This is a genomic window from Paenibacillus roseus, from assembly GCF_016424485.1.
In the GTDB taxonomy this organism is placed as follows: Bacteria; Bacillota; Bacilli; order Paenibacillales; family Paenibacillaceae; genus Paenibacillus_D; species Paenibacillus_D roseus.
Genome location: NZ_JAELUP010000061.1, coordinates 42,668 through 63,581 on the forward strand (window position 1 = coordinate 42,668; position 20,914 = coordinate 63,581).

General features: G+C 44.9%; 10 protein-coding genes. All 10 read left to right on the forward strand.

Annotation, left to right across the window (positions count from 1 at the left end; all coding sequences use genetic code 11):
• The first annotated feature begins 147 nt into the window (after positions 1–147).
• The 10 genes from JFN88_RS11575 to JFN88_RS11620 all read left to right on the forward strand — a co-directional run bounded on the left by JFN88_RS11575 (position 148) and on the right by JFN88_RS11620 (position 20,907).
• Positions 148–2,748, forward strand: coding sequence for an Ig-like domain-containing protein (locus JFN88_RS11575; protein ID WP_199019455.1), 2,601 nt, complete (start codon positions 148–150; stop codon positions 2,746–2,748).
• Positions 2,749–3,087: 339 nt separating this feature from the next.
• A complete protein-coding gene (fabZ, locus tag JFN88_RS11580; protein ID WP_199019456.1) occupies positions 3,088–3,540 on the forward strand; it encodes a 3-hydroxyacyl-ACP dehydratase FabZ in 453 nt (150 codons plus the stop codon).
• Positions 3,537–5,246 carry a phospho-sugar mutase gene (locus tag JFN88_RS11585; protein ID WP_199019457.1) on the forward strand — a complete coding sequence of 570 codons (1,710 nt, stop codon included), beginning with the start codon at positions 3,537–3,539 and terminating at the stop codon, positions 5,244–5,246. Before fabZ ends, JFN88_RS11585 begins: the two co-directional genes overlap by 4 nt.
• A 12-nt stretch (positions 5,247–5,258) precedes the next feature.
• Positions 5,259–7,376 (forward strand): DUF5693 family protein, encoded by a 2,118-nt coding sequence (locus JFN88_RS11590; protein WP_199019458.1) that lies wholly within the window; start codon positions 5,259–5,261, stop codon positions 7,374–7,376.
• A complete protein-coding gene (gene csaB / locus JFN88_RS11595; RefSeq protein ID WP_199019459.1) occupies positions 7,343–8,494 on the forward strand; it encodes a polysaccharide pyruvyl transferase CsaB in 1,152 nt (383 codons plus the stop codon). Before JFN88_RS11590 ends, csaB begins: the two co-directional genes overlap by 34 nt.
• 9 nt (positions 8,495–8,503) lie before the next feature.
• A complete protein-coding gene (locus JFN88_RS11600) occupies positions 8,504–9,259 on the forward strand; it encodes a WecB/TagA/CpsF family glycosyltransferase (protein ID WP_199019460.1) in 756 nt (251 codons plus the stop codon).
• Positions 9,260–9,372: 113 nt separating this feature from the next.
• Positions 9,373–10,509 carry a glycosyltransferase family 4 protein gene (locus JFN88_RS11605; protein ID WP_199019461.1) on the forward strand — a complete coding sequence of 379 codons (1,137 nt, stop codon included), beginning with the start codon at positions 9,373–9,375 and terminating at the stop codon, positions 10,507–10,509.
• Positions 10,510–10,665: 156 nt separating this feature from the next.
• Positions 10,666–14,745: an S-layer homology domain-containing protein gene (locus JFN88_RS11610; protein ID WP_199019462.1), complete on the forward strand. Its 4,080-nt coding sequence runs from the start codon at positions 10,666–10,668 to the stop codon at positions 14,743–14,745.
• A gap of 589 nt (positions 14,746–15,334) precedes the next feature.
• Positions 15,335–18,250: a copper resistance protein CopC gene (locus tag JFN88_RS11615; protein WP_199019463.1), complete on the forward strand. Its 2,916-nt coding sequence runs from the start codon at positions 15,335–15,337 to the stop codon at positions 18,248–18,250.
• A 137-nt stretch (positions 18,251–18,387) separates the two neighbouring features.
• Complete coding sequence (locus JFN88_RS11620; protein WP_199019464.1) at positions 18,388–20,907, forward strand: hypothetical protein; 2,520 nt, start codon at positions 18,388–18,390, stop codon at positions 20,905–20,907.
• The last annotated feature ends 7 nt before the right edge of the window (positions 20,908–20,914 follow it).

Here is a 20,914-nt window from a genome sequence, read left to right on the forward strand (position 1 = left end):
AACGATGTCGAAGTTGGAAGATTTTTAGCGCTGAGCAGTTTGGGAAAGGAGAAGCGAGAAGAGGATGTCGGACCATTTGGCGATAACCGGGTCGCGCATCTATAACCTTTCAGATTCAAATGTGTATGACAAGGAGGAAATGAGTTTATGTTAAGTAAATTCCGTCCCGCAGTCCTGGCTTTATTGATTATGGTGCTTATTGCGCAAAGTGCAGGGAGCGTATTCGCTAGTGAAAGTGAAATTTCCCGTCTTGTATTGAACAAGAACGACGTTTCACTGGAAGCGGGAGAAACCACTTCCCTGACAGCAACGGCCGTATATGTAAACGGCAATACAAGCGATGTAACCATCAAGACTGAATGGAGCAGCGGGACCACGGATGTTGCGACCGTATATGCAGGCGCCATTACAGCCAAGAAGGAAGGCACAGCTGTTATTACGGCAACCTACCTGGGCAAGACGGTAGTGGTGAATGTGACTGTAAGCAAGAAGGTCAAAGCACTGACGATGAGCGTGAATGACTTCGATCTGCGCATAGGCAAGGAAAAGCAGATTGAATTGACGGCTATTTACGAAGATGGCTCAAGCGAGGCTGTAACGAAGAAAGCGGCTTGGTCTGTAGATAATTATTCCGTAGCGAATGTTATTAATGGCCTCGTCACAGGGAAAAAATCCGGTTATGCCAAAATCACTGCCAAGTACGGAAATCAATCCGTGACAATAGAAGCTGCAGTAGAGATTGCCCGGCGTCTCGATGTAGCAAAATCCGAGTTGAGTCTGTTGCTAAATGAAGAGAAAACAATAGAACTGACTGCAACCTACCCGGATGGCACTACCGAAAATGTAGCCGATAAGGCGGAGTGGAAAAGCGACGACGATAAAGTTGCGGATGCGATTAAAGGGACGATTAAGGCTTACAAAGCGGGTAAAACCACCATTACAGCAACTTATGGTACAAAATCAGTAACTATTGAGGTTAGCGTGGACGCATCCAGAAAGCTGGAAGCAAGCAAGGAGGAACTGTTCCTTCGCACGGGGACGTCGGAAAAGCTTACGTTAACGCTGACTTATATGGACGGTAGACAAGCAGACGTTACGGACAAGGCGAAATGGAGTTCCTCTGATGAAGCAGTTGCGTTTGCATCTAAAGGGGAAATCTTTGCCTATAAATCTGGTGAAGCGGAAATTACGGCGATATATGGAGATAAAAGCGTCAAGATCCAAGTCGATGTTGAAGTTCCCAAGCGACTGGATCTGGATTCGGATACTATTGATTTGGAATTGAATGCATCCAAAGAACTGAAGTTGTATGCGACATTCGCGGACGGCAATAAAGAACTGATTACAGACAAAGCGCAATGGAGTTCTGACAATAAAGACATCGCAGATATAACGCTTGGGAAGGTAACCGGTTATAAGTCTGGAACGACACAAATAAAGGCCTCTTATGGTGGCAAACAGATTTCTGCTACTGTACGTGTAGATGTACCGAACCAGATAACGATCGACAAGGACTCGGTTGATATGCAAGTCGGAGCTACATTGTCTCTGAAAGCTAATGCCAACTACGACAATAATCGTGTTGTCGACATCACACAGACGGCCGAGTGGACCTCATCCAGTCCTGAGGTAGTAGAAGTGAATAAAGGAACCATTACAGCGATTAAGGATGGTACTTCAACCATTACAGTGAAATATGGCAATCGAACAGCAACAACTGTGGTGTCGGTAGGCGTAATCGAGAAGCTGACGCCAAGCGAGAAAAAAATTGTTCTTCGCAAAAATAAGGAAGCCACCATTACACTGACCGCAAAATACAAGGATGGAACAACAAAGGATGTTACGACATCCGCCGAGTGGCAATCTTCCAAGCCGGATGTTGCATCCGTATATAAAGGAAATGTTACGGCTAATGGAAATGGTACAGCTGTAATTACCGCTACTTTTGGCGGAGAGAAGGTTACCATCAATGTGGAAGTAGATGTGGCGGAAAAGCTGACCGCGGACATCTATACCGTGTTGCTTGAGCTTTCCGAGACCAAGCAGGTAACGCTGACGGCTATCGACGGCCTGGACAACAAATCCGATGTAACAGATGCGGCTGAATGGTCTGTCAGTTCGAAGACTGTAGCGGAAGTGAACAACGGTTTGATTAGCGCACTGGCAGTTGGTAAAACCAATGTCACCGCCAAGTTTGGCGGCAAAACCGTAACGATTAGCGTAGAGGTCGGTTCAGTACAAAAGCTGGAAGCCAGCACTGAGATTTTGACCATGCAGTCCGGAACAACAGAGACGCTGAAAATCACGGCAACTTTGCCAGACGGCAGAACCAAAGATGTGACGGATCTGGCCGAGTGGAAATCCGCAAATGTGAAAGTTGCATCCGTGAACCAGGGCAAAGTTACTGCGCAGGGATATGGGAAAACAAGAATTACAGCCAAATACAACGGCAAAACCGTCACGATCAACCTGGATGTGGATATGCTGAAATATTTGGATGTTTACAACAATAGCAGACCGACTACACAGCTTGTCTTGAAAAGGGATCAGACGATTCAGCTGGAAGGAATCGCTACCTATATGGATAATACAGAAAGAAATATTTCATCGGACGGAGTCTGGAGTTCCTCCAAAGCGACTGTGGCCCATGTCAAGCATGGTCTGATTACGGCGCAAGGCAAAGGAAAAGCAACCCTAACCGTGAAATTCGGCAATAAATCAGCGAAAATCCGAATTGTTGTCGAATAAAAACTTTCTCATCTTTTCATGCGGCTATTTGCTGAAAAGCACTGTTGTTCAAGGGAAATCGGCTGTTTGCTTAAGGAAATGAATCTTTTGGACTGTCGCTTTATGAAGAAACCACCCGACGTTGGGTGGTTTTTTTTTTGGTTGGGGAGAGGTATAATGATTGGGAAGCTCTGTAAAGAAAGGAACAAGGCAAATGCAGAAGCATCGTTCTCCATTGGCCCCGTTCCCTTATCTTAACCCTCATGACTGCAGTTCATGAAGGGATACTTATAGTGTTGCTACATGAGCATCATTTTATTACATAGATATGCTACAAATTTGTAAAAGGAGCTGGAATTTATGATGGACATTGTACAAATCCAAGAAACAATCCCGCATCGACACCCTTTCTTGCTGGTAGACCGCATATTGGAACTGGAGGAAGGGGTTCGCGCCGTTGGTATAAAAAGCGTTTCCTATAATGAGCCATACTTTGCGGGGCATTTTCCCGGTCATCCGGTTATGCCAGGCGTACTTATTGTAGAAGCGCTTGCCCAAGTAGGCGCAGCGGCAATTTTGAAGGTAGAGCAATTCAATAACAAACTCGGGTTTCTCGCGGGTGTAGACGGCTTCCGCTTCCGCGGTCAGGTTGTTCCAGGGGATACGCTGCGTCTTGAGGTTGAGATTATTCGCTTGAAAGGAACCGTCGGCAAAGGAAAAGCGACTGCCAGCGTGGATGGAAAAGTTGTTGCTTCCGGTGAAATCATGTTTGCATTAGTGGATAAACCAGGTACTGAAGAGGTGGCGGAATGACACAAATAAAGCAGGCTTTGGAGCGGTTTGAATCATGGATCAACGACCCGCTTATTGATGAAGCTACAAAGGCAGAGTTGAATGCGATCGCAGGACAAGAAAAAGAAATCGAAGATCGTTTTTACCGTGAACTGGAGTTCGGTACAGGGGGACTTCGTGGGATTATGGGGGCGGGTACGAATCGTCTGAATCGTTACACCGTCGGAAAAGCAACACAAGGTCTTGCGGATTGGCTGCTGAAGCGCAGCGACAAGCCGTCGGTGGTTATCGCTCATGATTCAAGGAACCAGTCTCCCGAATTCTCGCTCGAAGCGGCGCGAGTGCTTGCTGCCAATGGGATTGTCACTTATTTATATAAAGGCTTGCGTCCAACGCCTCAGTTGTCTTTCAGCGTGAGACATTTGGGGGCAACTGGAGGGATTGTCATTACGGCAAGTCATAACCCTCCTGAGTATAATGGATATAAAGTATATGGTTCAGATGGATGTCAGCTTATTCCTGCGGATGCGGAGCAGGTTATTTCTGCAATCGGAGAAGTCGCCGGATTTGATCAGATCAAACGAATTACTCAGTCAGACGCCGAAGCTGCCGGACTTATCCGCTGGCTCGGAGATGAAGAGGATCAGGCTTATATCGATATCGTAGCTTCTCAAAGCTTGAACAGCACTCTGCTGAAGGACGAACTGGGTGAATCCATCAGCGTTGTATATACGCCGTTGCATGGCGCAGGCAATATGCCAGTTCGGGAGGTACTCAAAGCCGTCGGTTTCAAGCAGGTGCATATTGTGGCCGAGCAGGAGCAGCCGGACGGTTATTTCAGCACAGTCAAATCGCCTAACCCTGAAGAACGGGAGGCGTTCACGCTAGCGATTGAGCTTGGACGGGAGAAGAATGCCGACATTATTATCGGCACAGACCCGGATTGCGACCGTATGGGAGCCGTGGTGAAGAACAATGAAGGCGAATATGTGGTGCTCACCGGCAATCAGTCCGGTGCGCTTATGGTCTACTACTTGCTCAGCCAGTTGAAGGACCAAGGTCGCTTGCCGGATAACGGCGTCGTGGTCAAGACCATCGTAACCAGCGAGATGGGAGCAGATATTGCCAAGTCCTTTGGCGCTGAGGTCGTCAACACCTTGACCGGGTTCAAATATATTGGCGAGAAAATGAATCAATATGAAAAATCGGGCAAGCAAGCATTTTTATTCGGATATGAGGAAAGCTATGGTTACCTGACAGGTACATATGCAAGAGACAAGGATGCCGTTGTCGCTTCCCTGCTGATCTGTGAAGCTGCCGCTTATTATAAAAAGCAAGGCAAGACCTTGTACGATGTTCTGCTTGAGCTTTACAGCAAGTACGGTACTTATTTGGAAAAGCTGGAGTCCCGCACATTAAAAGGCGTAGACGGGGTACAAAAGATCGGGGCTATTATGGAAGACTGGCGTGTGAGCGCTCCGGCAGAAGTTGCTGGAGTCAAGGTCGAGCAGGTGCTGGACTACTTGCCGGGCATTAATGGCCTGCCGCCGGAAAATGTCTTGAAATTTCTGCTGGCTGATGGCTCATGGTTCTGCCTGCGCCCCTCAGGTACAGAACCGAAAATTAAGGTGTATTTTGCTGTATGCGGCAAATCGCCGGAAGAAGCTTCCGCTTCCCTGGACAAGTTGGTCAAGCAAGTGATGCAAAAGGTTGATTTTCAAGCTTAAGGAGTGGAAGGCGTGTTTCAATTCCTACAACAATGGAATCACAAGGTCAGGAAATGGATGTGGCTACTGACGATTGTTGGCGTGCTGGCAGCCATGCCGATCGGGTATTTGCGTATGCAAATGGAGGAAACATCCCCGGAAGTTGAATTCGTATTCAATTATAAAGATTTATTGCAAATTTCAGCCTATCAAGGAAATCCGCAACAATTTACAGCCGAACAGCTCGATCATTTGAAGGAAGCTGGAATCGGGACAATGGCCATATTTGAGAGTACGCTGGATGAGCTTAGTCTTGCCAGACGGCTGACAATTTATAATTCGTCCCAAATCGCAACACTTCAAAACAAAACGGCTCCTTTAAACGAAAATTATACGTATGTTCTGTTTTCCGACATCCCGACACAACAGTCGCTCTCATCTATGATTGAATATGTGTTCGAGCGCTCGGGAATCAATGTAACGCCATGGAGTTTTGACGGGCGTGAAGGTCTGGTTATTGAGACGCCTGTCGAGAATGCGGTCGTCAAGCGAATGCCCCCAGATCCGGTTGCCTTGCAGGATTTGCATAATAGAGGCTTCCAGTTGCTGCCGAGGCTGTCCGACCGGACAAGACCTTACGACGCCGAGCTAGTGGAGAGGATGTTTCAGAGCTTCAAGGATCTTGGTGTGACCCGCATTTTGTTCGACGGCACGGCTGTCACCGGATACGAGGATAATGCCGCCGAAAAAACCCTGCATGCATTCGCGGATCAACTGAACAAGCATGGAATCGGAATTGCAGCCATCGAAAATCTGAAGGCTCCGCAAAAAGGTTTTAACCTGCTGGCGAACTTGACCGATTATAATGTAGCAAGACTGTATTCGCTGTCCGATGCGGATGCCATGAATTTGAGTCCCGATGTCATTGCAGATCGGTTCCTGCTCGCTGCAAAAGATCGGAACATCCGTATGTTCTACATTAATGGTCAAGTGTTGCGCAGTGTGGACAAGGCTGCTGTTATCAACTCCCTTGACAATACGTACCACGCGCTGAAAGGCAATGAAGAAATTAAAGGCGCTGTAGCGCAGCTTGAACAGCAAGGCTTTAAGAACGGTTCGGCCAAAGCATTCCAATATGAAAATAAGTCATGGGCAAAGCCGCTCAAAGCAGTTGTTGCTCTTGGCGCGATTGCGCTGATTGCGTTGCTTATCGGAAAGTTTATTCCGGTGCTGCTGCTTCCTTCCTTCATTATTGGGTTAATTGGAAGTGCAGGACTGTTCGTTATCTCCCATTCCGTACTGGAACAAGGGCTTGCGCTCGGGGCAGGCATTGCGGCGCCTACGCTGGCATTGATCTGGGCTTTGGGCCGCGTTCGCTTGCATACCGAGGGAGACCAGCGAATGGTCGGAGGACCATGGAGAGGCAAGCAAGAGAACAGCGACGCGCTGTTTGGAGGACAGTGGATATTTGAAGGTCAGCGGGCATCCCGCCGTGTGACAATGGCAATTGGTCTGTTTGTTTCTACTTCAATTATCTCACTGCTCGGAGTGCCTTTTGTGTTCGGATTGCTTCATAATATTACGTACAGCCTTGTGCTTCAGCAATTTAGGGGGGTAAGCCTGCTTCATTTGGCGCCGATTGTGCTTGTCGCTTTATATCTGTTCCTGTACACCGGAACGCAGTCGGTATGGACAAATATTCGCAAGCTGCTCTCACTCCAGATAACCGTATTGTGGGTTGTTGTGGCGGGAGTGCTGGGAGCGGTAGGCATGTACTATCTCTCCAGAACAGGGAATTCAGGCCAGGCGTCTGGAATGGAAATTATATTCCGGAACTTGCTGGAGACGACAATTGGCGTGCGTCCAAGGTTCAAAGAATTTTTGTTTGCGCATCCGCTATTCCTGTTCGGCCTGTTCCTTTCGCTAAAATACCGTGCCGCGTGGATTTTGTTTATTGTCGCTTCAATCGGGCAACTGTCCATGATCGATACATTTGCCCATATTCATACGCCGCTGTATATTTCTTTCATTCGAGTGCTGCTGGGCTTAGGGATTGGGGCGATTATCGGGCTGGTCTTTATAGGTGTATGGCAGCTTGCGGAAGGAGTTTGGCGTAAATGGGTATCGAAGCCAGTCAAGTCTTCCGCATAGCGATATCGGGTTACTACGGCTTTCGCAACAGCGGTGACGAAGCGGTATTAAAGTCGATCCTGCTGGCGCTGGATGAGTGCGGGCAGGAAGCCGGCATTCGCATCCAACCGATTGTGTTGTCCATTGATCCCGAGTGGACGTCGGGCATGTATGGTGTTGAAGCTGTCCACCGCATGCAGCCCAAGGAGGTTATCTCCCTGCTGAGAGCCAGCGATGGATTGCTCAGCGGTGGAGGCAGCCTTCTGCAGGATGCTACAAGCGCGAAGACAATTCCTTATTATGCTGGTATTATCAAGCTTGCCCAGTGGCTGGGCAAGCCGACTTTTATCTACTCACAGGGGGTTGGTCCTGTGAACCGCGGCTGGATGAATCCGCTGATCCGCAGCGCCATGAAAGCCAGCCGGTATGTTTCCGTCCGCGACAAAGAATCTGCCGAACTGCTGGATAGAATCGGAGTCCCGCTTAACCGAATTGAGGTTGTGCCTGATCCGGTAATGGGCTTGCCGCTCCCGGAGCAGGAGGCATCGGGGGCAGACCGGCACAGTCACGAGCCAGTGGCGGGAGGGCGCGAACCTGTTATAGGTATTTCGCTGCGTTTCTGGCGCAAGGATCGGGCCGATCTGGACAGAATTGCCGGCGCTCTGCTGGAATTGCTCGGAACCAGAGACGTACAGCTAAGGTTCTTGCCTTTTCATACGCCGGAAGATGTTGAAGCAGCCGCTTATGTTATTGGCAAGCTGGGCGCCTCCGGCGCTGGCAAAACGGACATACGGGAGGCCGGGGATGATCCGCAGCGGATGCTTCATGAGGTCAGTCAATGTGATGTGCTGTTAGGGATGAGGCTTCATGCGCTGATCTATGCCGCCAATATGAAGGTGCCGCTGCTCGGCATCTCTTACGATCCCAAGATTGACCAGTTTCTTGGACGGCTGCAGTTAAAGCCGATAGGGACAACGGAATCTCTTGACTCTGCAGCATTTGTATCACACGTTACGGCATTGATTGACAATGCTTCTGGATGGGTTCAATCCAAAAATGATATAATTGACCAATTGAAACAGGAATCGCGGCAACCAGCCAGGCAAATCGTGAACTATTTGCGTGAATTGAAGAGGTGACAAGTCAACATGAGTTCAAAACAGGCTAACGCTTGTGTTCCAATATTTGGCGTCCCGTTCTCACGTATGAACATGGACGAGACCGTACATTATTTAACTGAATCCATTGAACACCGCCGGGTCACACAAGTCATAACGGCCAATCCCATTATGGTCATGATGGCGCTTGAAAGCCCTGATTACTACCGGATCATGAAGCAGGCAGAGCTCATTGTCCCTGACGGCGCAGGGGTTGTATGGGCCGCGGGCTACGTTGGCATGCCGGTGAAAGAAAGGGTGGCCGGTTTTGATTTGCTTCATCAATTGATGCAAGTTGGAGAGACGAAGCGTTGGAAGGTATATTTGCTTGGTACTTCGCAAGAAATTATTGAGGAGGCCGCTTCCCGGCTGCAGCAGCAATATCCGCTCGTTCAAATTGTCGGTCATCAAAATGGATTTTTCGGTGAAGCGGAAGACGAGGCGGTAATTGCCGCGGTCAAGGAGACCAATCCTGACCTGTTGTTTGTAGCAAGGGCGGCAAATAACCAGGAACCATGGATTCATAAACATAAAGAAGCGCTTGGCGTCCCCGTAGTGATGGGTGTCGGGGGAAGCTTCGATATCATCTCCGGGCGTCTCAAGCGTGCTCCGTTGATTTTTCAAAAACTCCGGCTGGAATGGTTGTATAGGCTGATTCAAGAGCCCAAACGGTACAAAAGGATGCTCGCGCTGCCGAAATTTGTAGTGAAAGTGGTGCGAGAGAAAGAAAACGTCACAAAACGTTAGCCAACTCCGTCAAAAACGCTTGAAAATGATTAAAATAGCGTAAAAACGGCATTGGAATTTCTTTTTGAATCGGAGTATAATTCAATCCGGTAGAACCAAAAGGAGAGTTGGAAATGTCAGTTAGCTTTCTTTATTTTTCAGGCTTTGCAATTGCACTTGTATTCGCTCTTGTTCTAACACCGCTTGTTAAAAAATTTGCATTCGCAGTTGGCGCAATTGATAAGCCCAACCACCGAAAAGTACATACTCGTATTATGCCGAGGCTTGGCGGGCTTGCGATTTATGTAGCTTTTGCAGCAGGATTGCTCATCCTTCTTCCGTTTGCTCCTGAGGGATTGTTCGATAGTTCTGACATGAACTTGATCCGGGCTATGCTGGCTGGGGGTACCCTCATTGTACTGATAGGCGCACTCGATGACCGCTATGAGCTTTCTGCCAAAGTCAAGCTTGTCGGTCAGCTGGCAGCTGCCTGCATTGTCGTATTCGGCTTTGATGTAAAAATCAATTTTGTAAACATTCCGTTTGGCGGATCGATGCAATCCATTGCCGAATGGATTAGTATACCGCTTACCGTTTTCTGGATCGTCGGCGTGACCAATGCCATCAACCTGATTGACGGCCTTGATGGTCTTGCGTCGGGTGTATCGGGCATTGCAATTGGCACCATTTTGGTCATGGCGACGCTGATGGGCTTCGAGCCTATTATTTTAATGAGTGCGTTGTTGCTTGGCGGCATCATTGGCTTTCTGTTTTTCAATTTCCATCCGGCCAAGATCTTCATGGGGGATTCCGGCTCATTGTTCCTTGGATTCAGCTTGGCGATGATGTCCATGCTGGCGTTTAAGCAAATTACGATCGTTTCTTTCGTAACGCCGCTCCTTATTATCGGAGTTCCGCTATCGGATACCTTCTTCGCCATTGTGCGTCGTTTGGTGAACAAGAAGCCGATCTTTGCACCGGATAAGGGCCATCTGCATCACTGCTTGCGTGAGCTTGGCTTCAGTCACCGCAAGACGGTGCTGATCATTTATGGGATTGCGGCATTCTTTGGCGCTTGTGCAATTATCCAGGCCGTTGTCATCCGCTCGGATGCGGCCAATTGGGTAACCTTTGTTGTCGTATGTTTGCTCGTATTCGGCCTTCAGATCGGCGCCGAGCTGATCGGTATTGTAGACAAGACGAAAAGGCCTGTTATTAACTTTATCCAGCGCACGCTGCTGAGGGTGGATACGGAGTCGCGTTCGAAGTAATAGCTGGAAAGTCCAATAGAACTGCTGCGAGCTAGAAGCTTGCGGCAGTTTTTTTGTATTTCCCTTCAATTTTCGACATATTGAACCGATAACAAACCTATAGAAATCTATAGAAATTCGAGCAGACAAATCTACGAAATTGGGGAGGACAATGTGTTGAAGAAGGCTTTATCCATTCTGTTGACGATTGCGCTGATTATTACCTTGCTGCCGCCATCAGCTCCGGTTGCAAAAGCAGCGGGAGCGAATAACTTCACTTTTGTAAATGAACAGTATTCTCCGGAATCCGCCCGGGTTACTACCAATGAGCGGGTTACGCTGAACGGAACGATCAACAATGTGATCGGGAGTACGATCTCTTACAGCGTGTACCAGATCAATCTGGTTGGAGATCAGCAGCAGGTGGTCAATTCCAATGAGAACCAGACCTCGAACATTACGTTGAGTGGAAACTCGATTGCTGTGTACAACTTGCAGTTATTTCCCGGATTGAACCGCATTACGTTCAAGGGAACACAAGGAAATTCGGACGTTTCCGATTCCATTTATATTGAATACCGCAATAGCCCGACACTCTATAATCTTGTTGCCAGCCTGGACGGCTTGCAGTATGAGATTCAGGAGGAAGGAACAACGGTCATCCATTCAGTGCCTTCCCAAGGCAAATCAAGCGCGGACATCAGTATTAGCGGACGTGCTCCCAATGCGGACAAAGTAACGGTTATCGTAAACAACAAGAGCTATACGTATTCGGTGAATAGTACGACGAACTGGAGCTTTATTGCTTCGCCAGTTAACATTCGCAAAGGCAAGAACACCGTTACCATCCGTGTGTTTAATAAAAATCAATTTGTAGAGACTGTCCGCGATGTAGCTTTTTACAACGGGCAGGTTACGTTCTATGATATGAATTTGACTACTGTATCGGATGCAGCAAGTCTGGAGAGAAATCCAAACTTTTCAGTAGAGGCAGAGAACATCAAACTGAAAGGAAAAGCGATTGTTCCTGTAAAGTATGATGCAGATACCGGTACGTACAAGCCTTCCATCACAGAGGCTGATTTGAAGTATCGCAGGACTGCTAATGGCGCGTACAGCCTTATTCCTGTCGTTACGAATGAGCCGGGATATACGCCAACGCCTTCAACCAGATTTATGACACTCCTTTTTGAAATTGACTTGGGGACGGCCGGCTCGGGGGCTTTGCCATTCGACACGCTTCAGTATCTTCAATTCCAGGGAATGAACGTTGTGAAGGTGCCGGCAGGGACGGATACATCCGATTTGTATACTTTCCGTCTCCGCAACAAAGGACTTGCGTTTATTGAAGAGATTAAATTTTTGCCAGGATTTTCGGGTTCAACGTCTGATACACAGCTCGAGGGAATGCAGGGTCTGGATATGAAGGATGCGGATGTATTCTCCTTGCCAATGGGGGTTGAGTTGCTCATTGGAAATCCCGATGCAGTCGCCGGTAATCTTAATATTGTACAAATCAAAAGCATCACGGATTCAACGGGCAAAAGATATACGGACACTGATGCAGTCAAGAAGTATGATTATGAGCAAAGAGATGTGCATTATTTCACTGTCAAAAATGTAGATGGTATTGAAAAGCAATACGCTCGAGTATTTGTTCAGATTAACAAATTACCTTCTACAGGCAAGCAAACACTAAATTTTGCCTTGGCAAATGCCCAGGCGACAACGGATGAGTTTCCTGTTCCAATTACCCTGCTCTACGGGCCATATGCGAAATTCGAAACCATTTATGACGGCATGCAAATAAAATTTGATACAACCATGCAGGACTCGGAAGGAATAGACATTATAACTAATGAATTCGGAGACTTTAAAGGAGAGCTTCTGAATATCGCAAATAGCAATGACATCCGTTATACAGCGGCCGGGGGGGAGACACAGACTGTATTTTTCTATGTGAACAATACAGAGATTCCGCTTGAGATGGATGATGCAGCTAACAATACTAACAAGGCCAAATTCAGATTGGCGGATGGAGTGGAAAACAAAAAAGCAGCTTACAATGCTCTGTATAAATCAGGCGAGAACAACATTCGGATTATTTTCCGCACGAACAAAAATAATTACCAGCGGGATATCAAGATTACCCTGATACCAACGAATTTGCCTGTAATTCCAGCGCCTAATACAGAAGGTGTCTTCCCTTATTCGGTGAGCTATAATGATCCGATGCCTAATGATCCGAATTTTCAACTGACGGGCAATGTATATGCAACCAAAGAGGCGCGGGCAAAAATTTACGGTACGTTTGGTTTTATTGATTTGGGCACAACGTTGACGAGCGCAAATTCAAAGCGAAATAGCCTCGGAGACCAAAGGACAAACTACCGTTTGAAAATTACAACAGCGGGCAAGAAGGATATCAACTGGACATTGGACAACCAGCTGGTAACGAAATCGACGACGAACGCTAGTGATAACAACCAGATTCTAGCCGGTAATGTGGTAGAGGGTATAACGGTTCTATACGACTTTGATAAACAAAGCTTTGCTTTTATGTTGCCAGCGCAGGATCTTCCGAGCGACGGCAGTCCGCTCGTCTATAACTTTTATGTATATAACAGTGGCGAAAATGGCCCGCGGGCAAGCTACAGACTGGAAATCAACCCGACGACTATCCCGTACACCGTGCTTGCTCCAATCAGAGAGAAACGCACATTAAACCAGAACTATGTAGAAGTTATTATTAATTCTCCTGGCGCGGAGACGATCACAATCAATAAAGTGCCTGCGAAGAAAGTGATCTTCCGCGATTACAATGATATGGTGGATGGATTGCCTAGACTGATTCCGGCTTTCAGCGCTCAGGTGACCAATCTGAGGGCAGGCAGGGACAATAAGATTGATATTGTCATAACGCGCGGCAAGGATAGAATAACAGATTACTTTAATGTCAAATATGTACCGGAGAATATTCCAGGCGCGCAGATGCTTCAAAAAATGACGTCATCTCATAAGGTGTTTGACAATAAGCTGACGCTATCCTTTACTAAAGGAACGAATTTGATTCGTCCGGACTACAATTTGCCGGAAAATCTTAAAGGACAGGTTTATGAAGGGAACAATCTTCTGTTCGCTATTGCGAATCCTGAGGATGGCGTCGTGGATCGGCATGATTACGAGACCGTGCCCGCCAACTATGATCTTGATCTGTCGCTAGGCAAAATTTTATTTTCGGCCAGCTTCCCTCAGCGTTTTATCAAATCCAGTCCGGTTTATTGGATTGATGCGGGACAGGCGGATGATCCGCAAACGGACAAGGTCTATGATCCGGTGGCATATGGATTTGATCCTTATCCATTCTCTGTCATTGAAGGAGAGTCCAGGCCCTATTATTTCAATCGTCCGAATAACCGTGAGCTCGTTCCTTCCAAGCGGGGAACGCTGACGTTGTCTTACGATCCAAGCATTCGTCAAAGCGGCGGTGTTCTGGTAACGGTATTCCGCTTTGACTACTATACACAGCAGTGGGAGAACATTGGCGGAGTCGTAGACGACAAGAAGAACACCGTCAGGGTTCCTTTTGATAAATTCGGTTATTATGTGGTTGCCAAGCTGTCTTACGGGTTCAACGACGTTACCGATCACCCGTACGGTAGAGAGTCGATGGAGTCCATTTTTGCCAAAGGGGTCATGAATGCGGTAGATCCGAGCGGTTCCTTTGGAGGGGATCAATATGTAACGCGTGCCGAATTCTCCAGAATGCTGGTCAGGGCGCTGGAAATGAAGCTCAGTTATGATGGGGCTACTCACTTTGTAGACGTCCCTAATCTGGGCAGTGGGATTAACATGGAGTCTCTGTGGGATTATCGCTACGTAGAGACAGCGGCAAGGGCCGGGATTGTCCGCGGAACACAGCCAAGGGTGTTTGACCCGGAGTCCGCTATTATTAGGCAGGATGCTGCTGTTATGCTTGCTAAAGCTCTGAATATGAAACTGGAGACCGATGCTTCCAAAGTCAGGTCTGCTTTGCAAAAAGCATTTATGGATGAAGGAAGTATGGACTTCTATGCTTCGCCTTCCATACTTGCGATTCAGAAAAAAGGCTTTATTCAGGGAGCTCCTGTAGACGTGAATGATCCTAAGCGAGGAAAAGTATTCCAGCCTAAAGCCCGACTGCTCAGAAGTGATGCTGCAATCATTATCGCCAAGGTAATGGCTGACCAGAAAAAGCTGCCTAAGCTATTATCGTAATAAAGCTGAAAAATGATTTTTATGGAGCGGCTTGAATGCCGCTTCATATTTTTTGCAATTCATAGGTGCTTTAAGTTATAATAAAATAATGACATTTAATCTATTAATTTAAGGACAAACTGTCATACCAGATAATTGAATAGTAGACAAGCTTCGACAGCTTGAAACAATCCCCATGGAAAATGTTTAATATCGACGGAATTGGGGTAACGAGTTATACTAAAAATCGTTCCATGTACATACACAAAGCGTGAGCAAAGGGCTTGGCGGACAGGTTGAAAAAGATTTTTTAAAACTTTTTTCAAAGGGTCGCAACTTTTCGCGAGATGCTGCGTTTAAATACATGTAGAAACGAAGCACAGCATCAGGGACACACTCTCTGATGGGAAATGTTCAATAATACTTAGGAAAATTGTACTTTACGCTGGATATTAGCCATTGTATAATGTTATAGTGGTCTAGCGAATCTTCCATTTTTTTCTTCTTGCGTTTACGAGTTTCTGCGACATGTTATTACAAGGGTTAAACATGACAGCAGACATTATTTTATATTATCGCGCTCAACTCTGGGAAGGGGGTGAATCGGCCGATGAGGGAAACGAGCCATTCATTAAGCAATTATCAAAACTCTCAACAACCGAAGCATTTTAGAGGAGGAGAAAAAAAGGTTATGAAGAAAAGTTTATCTTTGCTTGTAGCCATCGCTATGGTATTTTCTATGTTTGCATCTGTAGCGGCTGCAGCAGCATCTGAAGCTGGTAAAAAGCTAGAAGGTTACGGTGTTATCAAAGGTAACCAAAACGGCGATCTTTTGGAGGACGAAAACTGGTTGCGTCAAGACGTAGCTGTTCTGATCTCCCGTCTTGCTGGTAAAGAAGAAGAAGCTAAAGCAACTGCTAAGACTCACACTTTCGCAGATGTACGCGGTACTTTCTACAACGGATACATCTCTTGGGCTAAAGAAAATGGTTTCATGCAAGGTAACTCTGCAACCAACTTTGGCTTTGACAGCGAAATTACTTACAAAGAGTTCGCAACAGTTATTCTTCGCGCTCTTGGCGTAGACACTACTGACTACTCCAAAATCGGCGAATTGGCTGTTAAAGCTGGCATCATCGGTTCTGACCTGAACATCGATGACAAAGCAAAACGCGGCGTAACTTATGACATCATCGTAACTTCGCTTGACGTTGAAGTTGCTGGCACTGGCAAAGTTCTGGGTGAGGTTCTGGGACTGCCTGGTTTTGAAAAACCAGCTCCTGCAATCGACGCTAAAGCTACTTCCGTTAAAGAAGTAACTGTTACCTTTAACAAAGCGATTGATACTGCTAATGCTAAATTCGAGCTTACTCGCAGCCAAACTGCAGTTAAAGTTGACAAAGTGACTTTCTCTGACGATAAAAAAGTTGCTAAGCTGGAACTGAACAGCAAACTGGTTGCTGGTGACTACACACTGGTTGCAAAAGGTGCAACTGATGTTGAGCTTTCCGCTACTTTCTCTGCTGAGAATGAAAAAGTTGCTGAAATCAAATTCCTGGGCGACAAACTTGCTTTGGGTACTAATACTGATGGAAATGTGAACAGCGACCAAGTTGAAATTTCTTTCCAAGTAACAAACCAATATGGTGACGATGTAACTAGAACTTATGGTTCTTCCGTTAACTTCCAGGCTTCCAAAGGTTCAATATTCTCTCAAACTAACGGTAAACTCGTTATCGAGAATACTGCACAAGGCACAACTTACCAAATCAACGAGCAAGTATACGTTTCGGCTAGCTACACTAGCGGAACTAACAATGTGTTTGTTAACAACACATTCTCTGTTGGTGCTCAATCCCGTGTTGATTCTGTAACAGTAAAAGAATTGTACCATCCAGAAGACAAAACTATTTCTGCTGGTTCTAATTTCTCTGAATATACTTTGATCTTTGAAGCTAAAGACCAGTATGGCAACCTGATTACTGATCTGGCCAAGCTGAAAAAAGATCTGAGCGTATTCGTTACTAATCCATCTATCTTTGATATTGCTAAAGATAACAATAATGCTAACTTCCTTGCTGATCAAGGCAAAAACAAGGATAAACTTGGTTTGAAACTGAAATCACCAAACACTGGTGGATTTGCTCAAGAAGGTACTAATACTATCACCTTTAACTCCATCTTTACTGGTAAACAAACCAAATTTGATGTTGAAGTAACTAAAGGTACTGCTGTACAAAGCATCTCCCTGGTTGCTCCTTACAACTTGGCAGTAGGCGACAAAAAAGTTAAAGTTGCATTTACTGCTATTGATGGAAATGGTAACGAAGTAACAAAATACGATGATCTGGTTGACAGAATTACACTTAATTCTTCTGTTCCAGGTAACAATTTCAAATTTGTAAAAGATACCCTGACTGGTAAAGCAACTCTTGAACTTGACATCACTAATGCATCTCAAGGTACTTATGGATTGTATGCTTATGTGAAAAACACTAACAGCCAAGCTCAAGTACAATTTACAATTGCTGCAGCTCCAAAACCAACCGATATCAAGAAAGTAGATATCGATCGCAGCAAAATTATTAAAGGCAACCCTGCACAAGCTGTTTTTGAAGTGAAGCCTGATAAAGTGAAAATCGAAGACAATCTGTCTCGCGATTGGAAACTAACATCTGCTTACACGTTGAAACTGGTTCAAGTAAGCTCCAATAACAACTTTGTTATCTCTGGTAACGATGATAATGATGTTGTAACAGATAATACTATTATCACGGCTACTGCTTCCGGTACTGCTCGTTTCAGAGTAACACTTACAGGAGACAACACTAATCTTTCTTATGAGTTCACAATCTCTGCTGTTGAACTGAAAGATCTGAAAAACTTCTCCGTAGACGATATCTCTAAATTCTTTGGTGGCGCAGATTCCAAACATGCAAGAGAAATCAAAGTGTTTGGTGTTAACCAAGATGGCGAAAAGGTTCAATTGGACAAATCTCAATACGATGTATTTGTACCAACTGCTAGAAACCTGAGCTATGTAGATGGTAAGATCAAAGTAACTGAAGATTCTACAGGTTATCCTTTTGATAAGAGCTCTGTTACTGAAGAAACTTTCAGCTTCACTGTTCAAATTCAAGACGGTAAGGGTGGAATTGAGCAAGTCACTAAATCTGCCAAAGTATCCAATGAACTTCCTAAAATCACTAAAGTAGAATACAAGTCTGACAATAAGTTTAAAGGCGAGAACGGTTATGTAACTGTTCAAACCGGCGCAACATTCGCTACGATCCAAGATCTGTTCAACAATGCTTTGAAATTTGTTGATCAATACGGTGATGATTCTAAATATGTTGCTAATGTAACCATTACCGGTGATTCCGATGTACTTGCTAAGCTTTCCGCTAAATCCGGTAAGTCTGACGTAATTACAGTGGCAAGAGCATTTGCTAGCGGTGATAAATTCATCGTTAACTACACCATCCAAGGTGAAACTAGCGGTGTGTTCACTGTAGAAGTTGAGTAATTAATAAAAAAAGGAGCCCTTCGGGGCTTCTTTTTTTTGCAATTTTACCAAATTCGCTAATTCGTGATTTTATGAAACTTTTCACCCCTTTTTTCGTCTATATATATAGCTAGTTTTATACAAAGGAGAATTAATGGATGAAAAAACTGGGTAAGTACACATGCACGGTAGCACTGGCCGCAAGTCTTCTTATATCAGATCCATCACAACTGATATATGCTGCAAATACACCCTCGAAGGCTTCAGCAGCAGACACGAAACAAACGAACAGAGTTACAGCTTTCGCAGGAACCAAGTTGAAGACCTTCAACATTACTTCTAAAAGCTACATTGAGATTAGCGATGTACTATTCCAATACAGCAATAATGAAAAGATTGTACATTATACGGTAACCGTACATAACAAGGATAATAGGAACCTTGATTTTATGGATTATTGGGTAGACGTTCAGGATACCAGCGGCTCCAAATATTCAGTTCAAGCCAACCCTAATAATAGCAAGTCCAATCGTGTCGCTCCGCAATCTACACAGAGCTTTAAGTTCTATGCGAAAGTAAATCCCAAGTTAAACTACTATAATTTGAAGTTTAAATTGATTAAATGGGACTTCAGTATGCCTAATTATGAGCGCGTGATTGGTGAAGCACGTGTTACATCTAAGTATGCTAACGTTGTGCCTTCAAACCAATATTACATTCTGACTAAAGGTACGGAGAGAATCAGAACGTATTTGCAACCAGGTTCCAGATTCAATTTGGGTGATACAACACAATTTCAAGCCACCTTCCAGCTTGAGAATTCCGGGAACTTTGTGAAGAACGTCTCCGAATATCAATTTTATATAAAAACAAAAGCAGGAAATATTGTAAAATTAAATACAGATATTGCTACTGACCAAAAGTTGGAGTCTGGTAAAAAATTAGACGTTTTGTTATCTGGGGAAGTAAAAACCAATGTTGATTTGAATGGCTCACAATTGTTTGTGACACAAACTGAAGGAGAAGCAAAATTTGAATCTCCTGTGGCAAACTATGCTATGACCTGGCAGGCAGCAAGCAATATTATCGCAGAAGTGAACAAGTCCAAGACGATCAGAATTGATGGCGTACAGGTTGAAACAGGCATCGAGTACAGCTATGTTGATGAAGGTGAGAAGCAAAATGATATTTCAGTCACCTTAAAATTTATAAATAAAGGAAGCAAAGCGGTTAAGCTACCAAAATATCAATTTGAATTACTGAGTTCAGAGGGAGTGCGATATCCGATACTTCCTGAAGCAGAGGATTTGGAACTTGTTCCAGGGATTCAAAAAGAACTGATTCTAAATGGAAAAGTACCGGTAAGTGTTGCTTCTAAATCCTGGACATTGCTTCTACAACAGCCGAAGGAAGAAAATAAGGCATCAGGCTATGTATTGAGCGGGTTCAAGCTTCCAACCGTGAAAACTGGAGGTTCAGACCTATCTTTAATCAGACAATATCAGAACGAAAACAGCAAATATGAGATTGCTGTCATGAATACCGAACGACTGCCGTGGGGCGATCAGGATATTATTAATATCTATTTGGAAGTCCGCAATAATGGTGAAAAAGAGCAGCTCATTCCAGATATTAAAAGCACGTTGAAAATGAATGGCGCGGCATTGGATGCAAAAGATATCTCCATCATCAAACTTGATAATCAGATTCTTATTCCAACAGGCGAAAGCATTAGATATGTAATTAGCACCAAAGTTCCGTACAATTATAAGTTCTCTAAAATGAGCCTTGTATTAAATGACCAGCTCGAAGAGAAAAAGACGAGAACAATGGGCCAGTTTACAATTAATGAACTCGCTCAGGTGAAATACGTACGCAACTCTTATAACCTGGATTCCAAAGGACGCAAGGCTACGCTCGATTTAGAAAATTCCTATCGATTCGAAGCTAAAAATTCAAGCATGTACTATGTTGAGTTTAGCTACTCCAACAAGGAAGATCGAATTACTGAGTTGCCTGTATTAAAAGGTTACTTTAAAACTAAAGATGGTAAATACATTGAAGCTGAAATCCAGAATGTGAAATCTAAATTAAGCCCAACTGGCAGAGCATTGCTAATCGCATCGGCGCAAATTCCAAAATCGTATGATGGGGAAGGAGTAGCATTTATCGTTGGCGAGGCAATAACGACTGGCAAATATTCTACGATTGAGGATAAACCGGACAGCTACATTAAAGCTGGTTCCTTCAATGTTCCTGTAGCCGTTAATGAGGTAAGTGATAAGTTTCAGGATATGAAGATTAATCCTTATCTGCTTACTTTTGATAAAGTTGATGCCGGAATTACGGGCAATTCAGCTTTAACGCTGGAAATCAGATACACGCTGACAGACAGCAAAAAATATGAAGTCAATGAAAATAAAAAGAAACTTCTTTTTGAAATTAATGATGGCAACACGACCTATGAGCAAATTTTAGAAATTGAAGGTGAAAAAGGACTTGTTGTAGGTAAAAATCAACAGCTTAAAGTTGAGTTTACCGGCCCAAGTATTTCACGCGTACTTTCCAATGGATATAAGCTGAATGTTTACGAATACAACAATGGTCACAAAAAACTGCTTGCTTTTAAAGATTATAGTCGGTTCTACGTGTCCCAAAATAATAATGATAATAGTTAATTTCTAG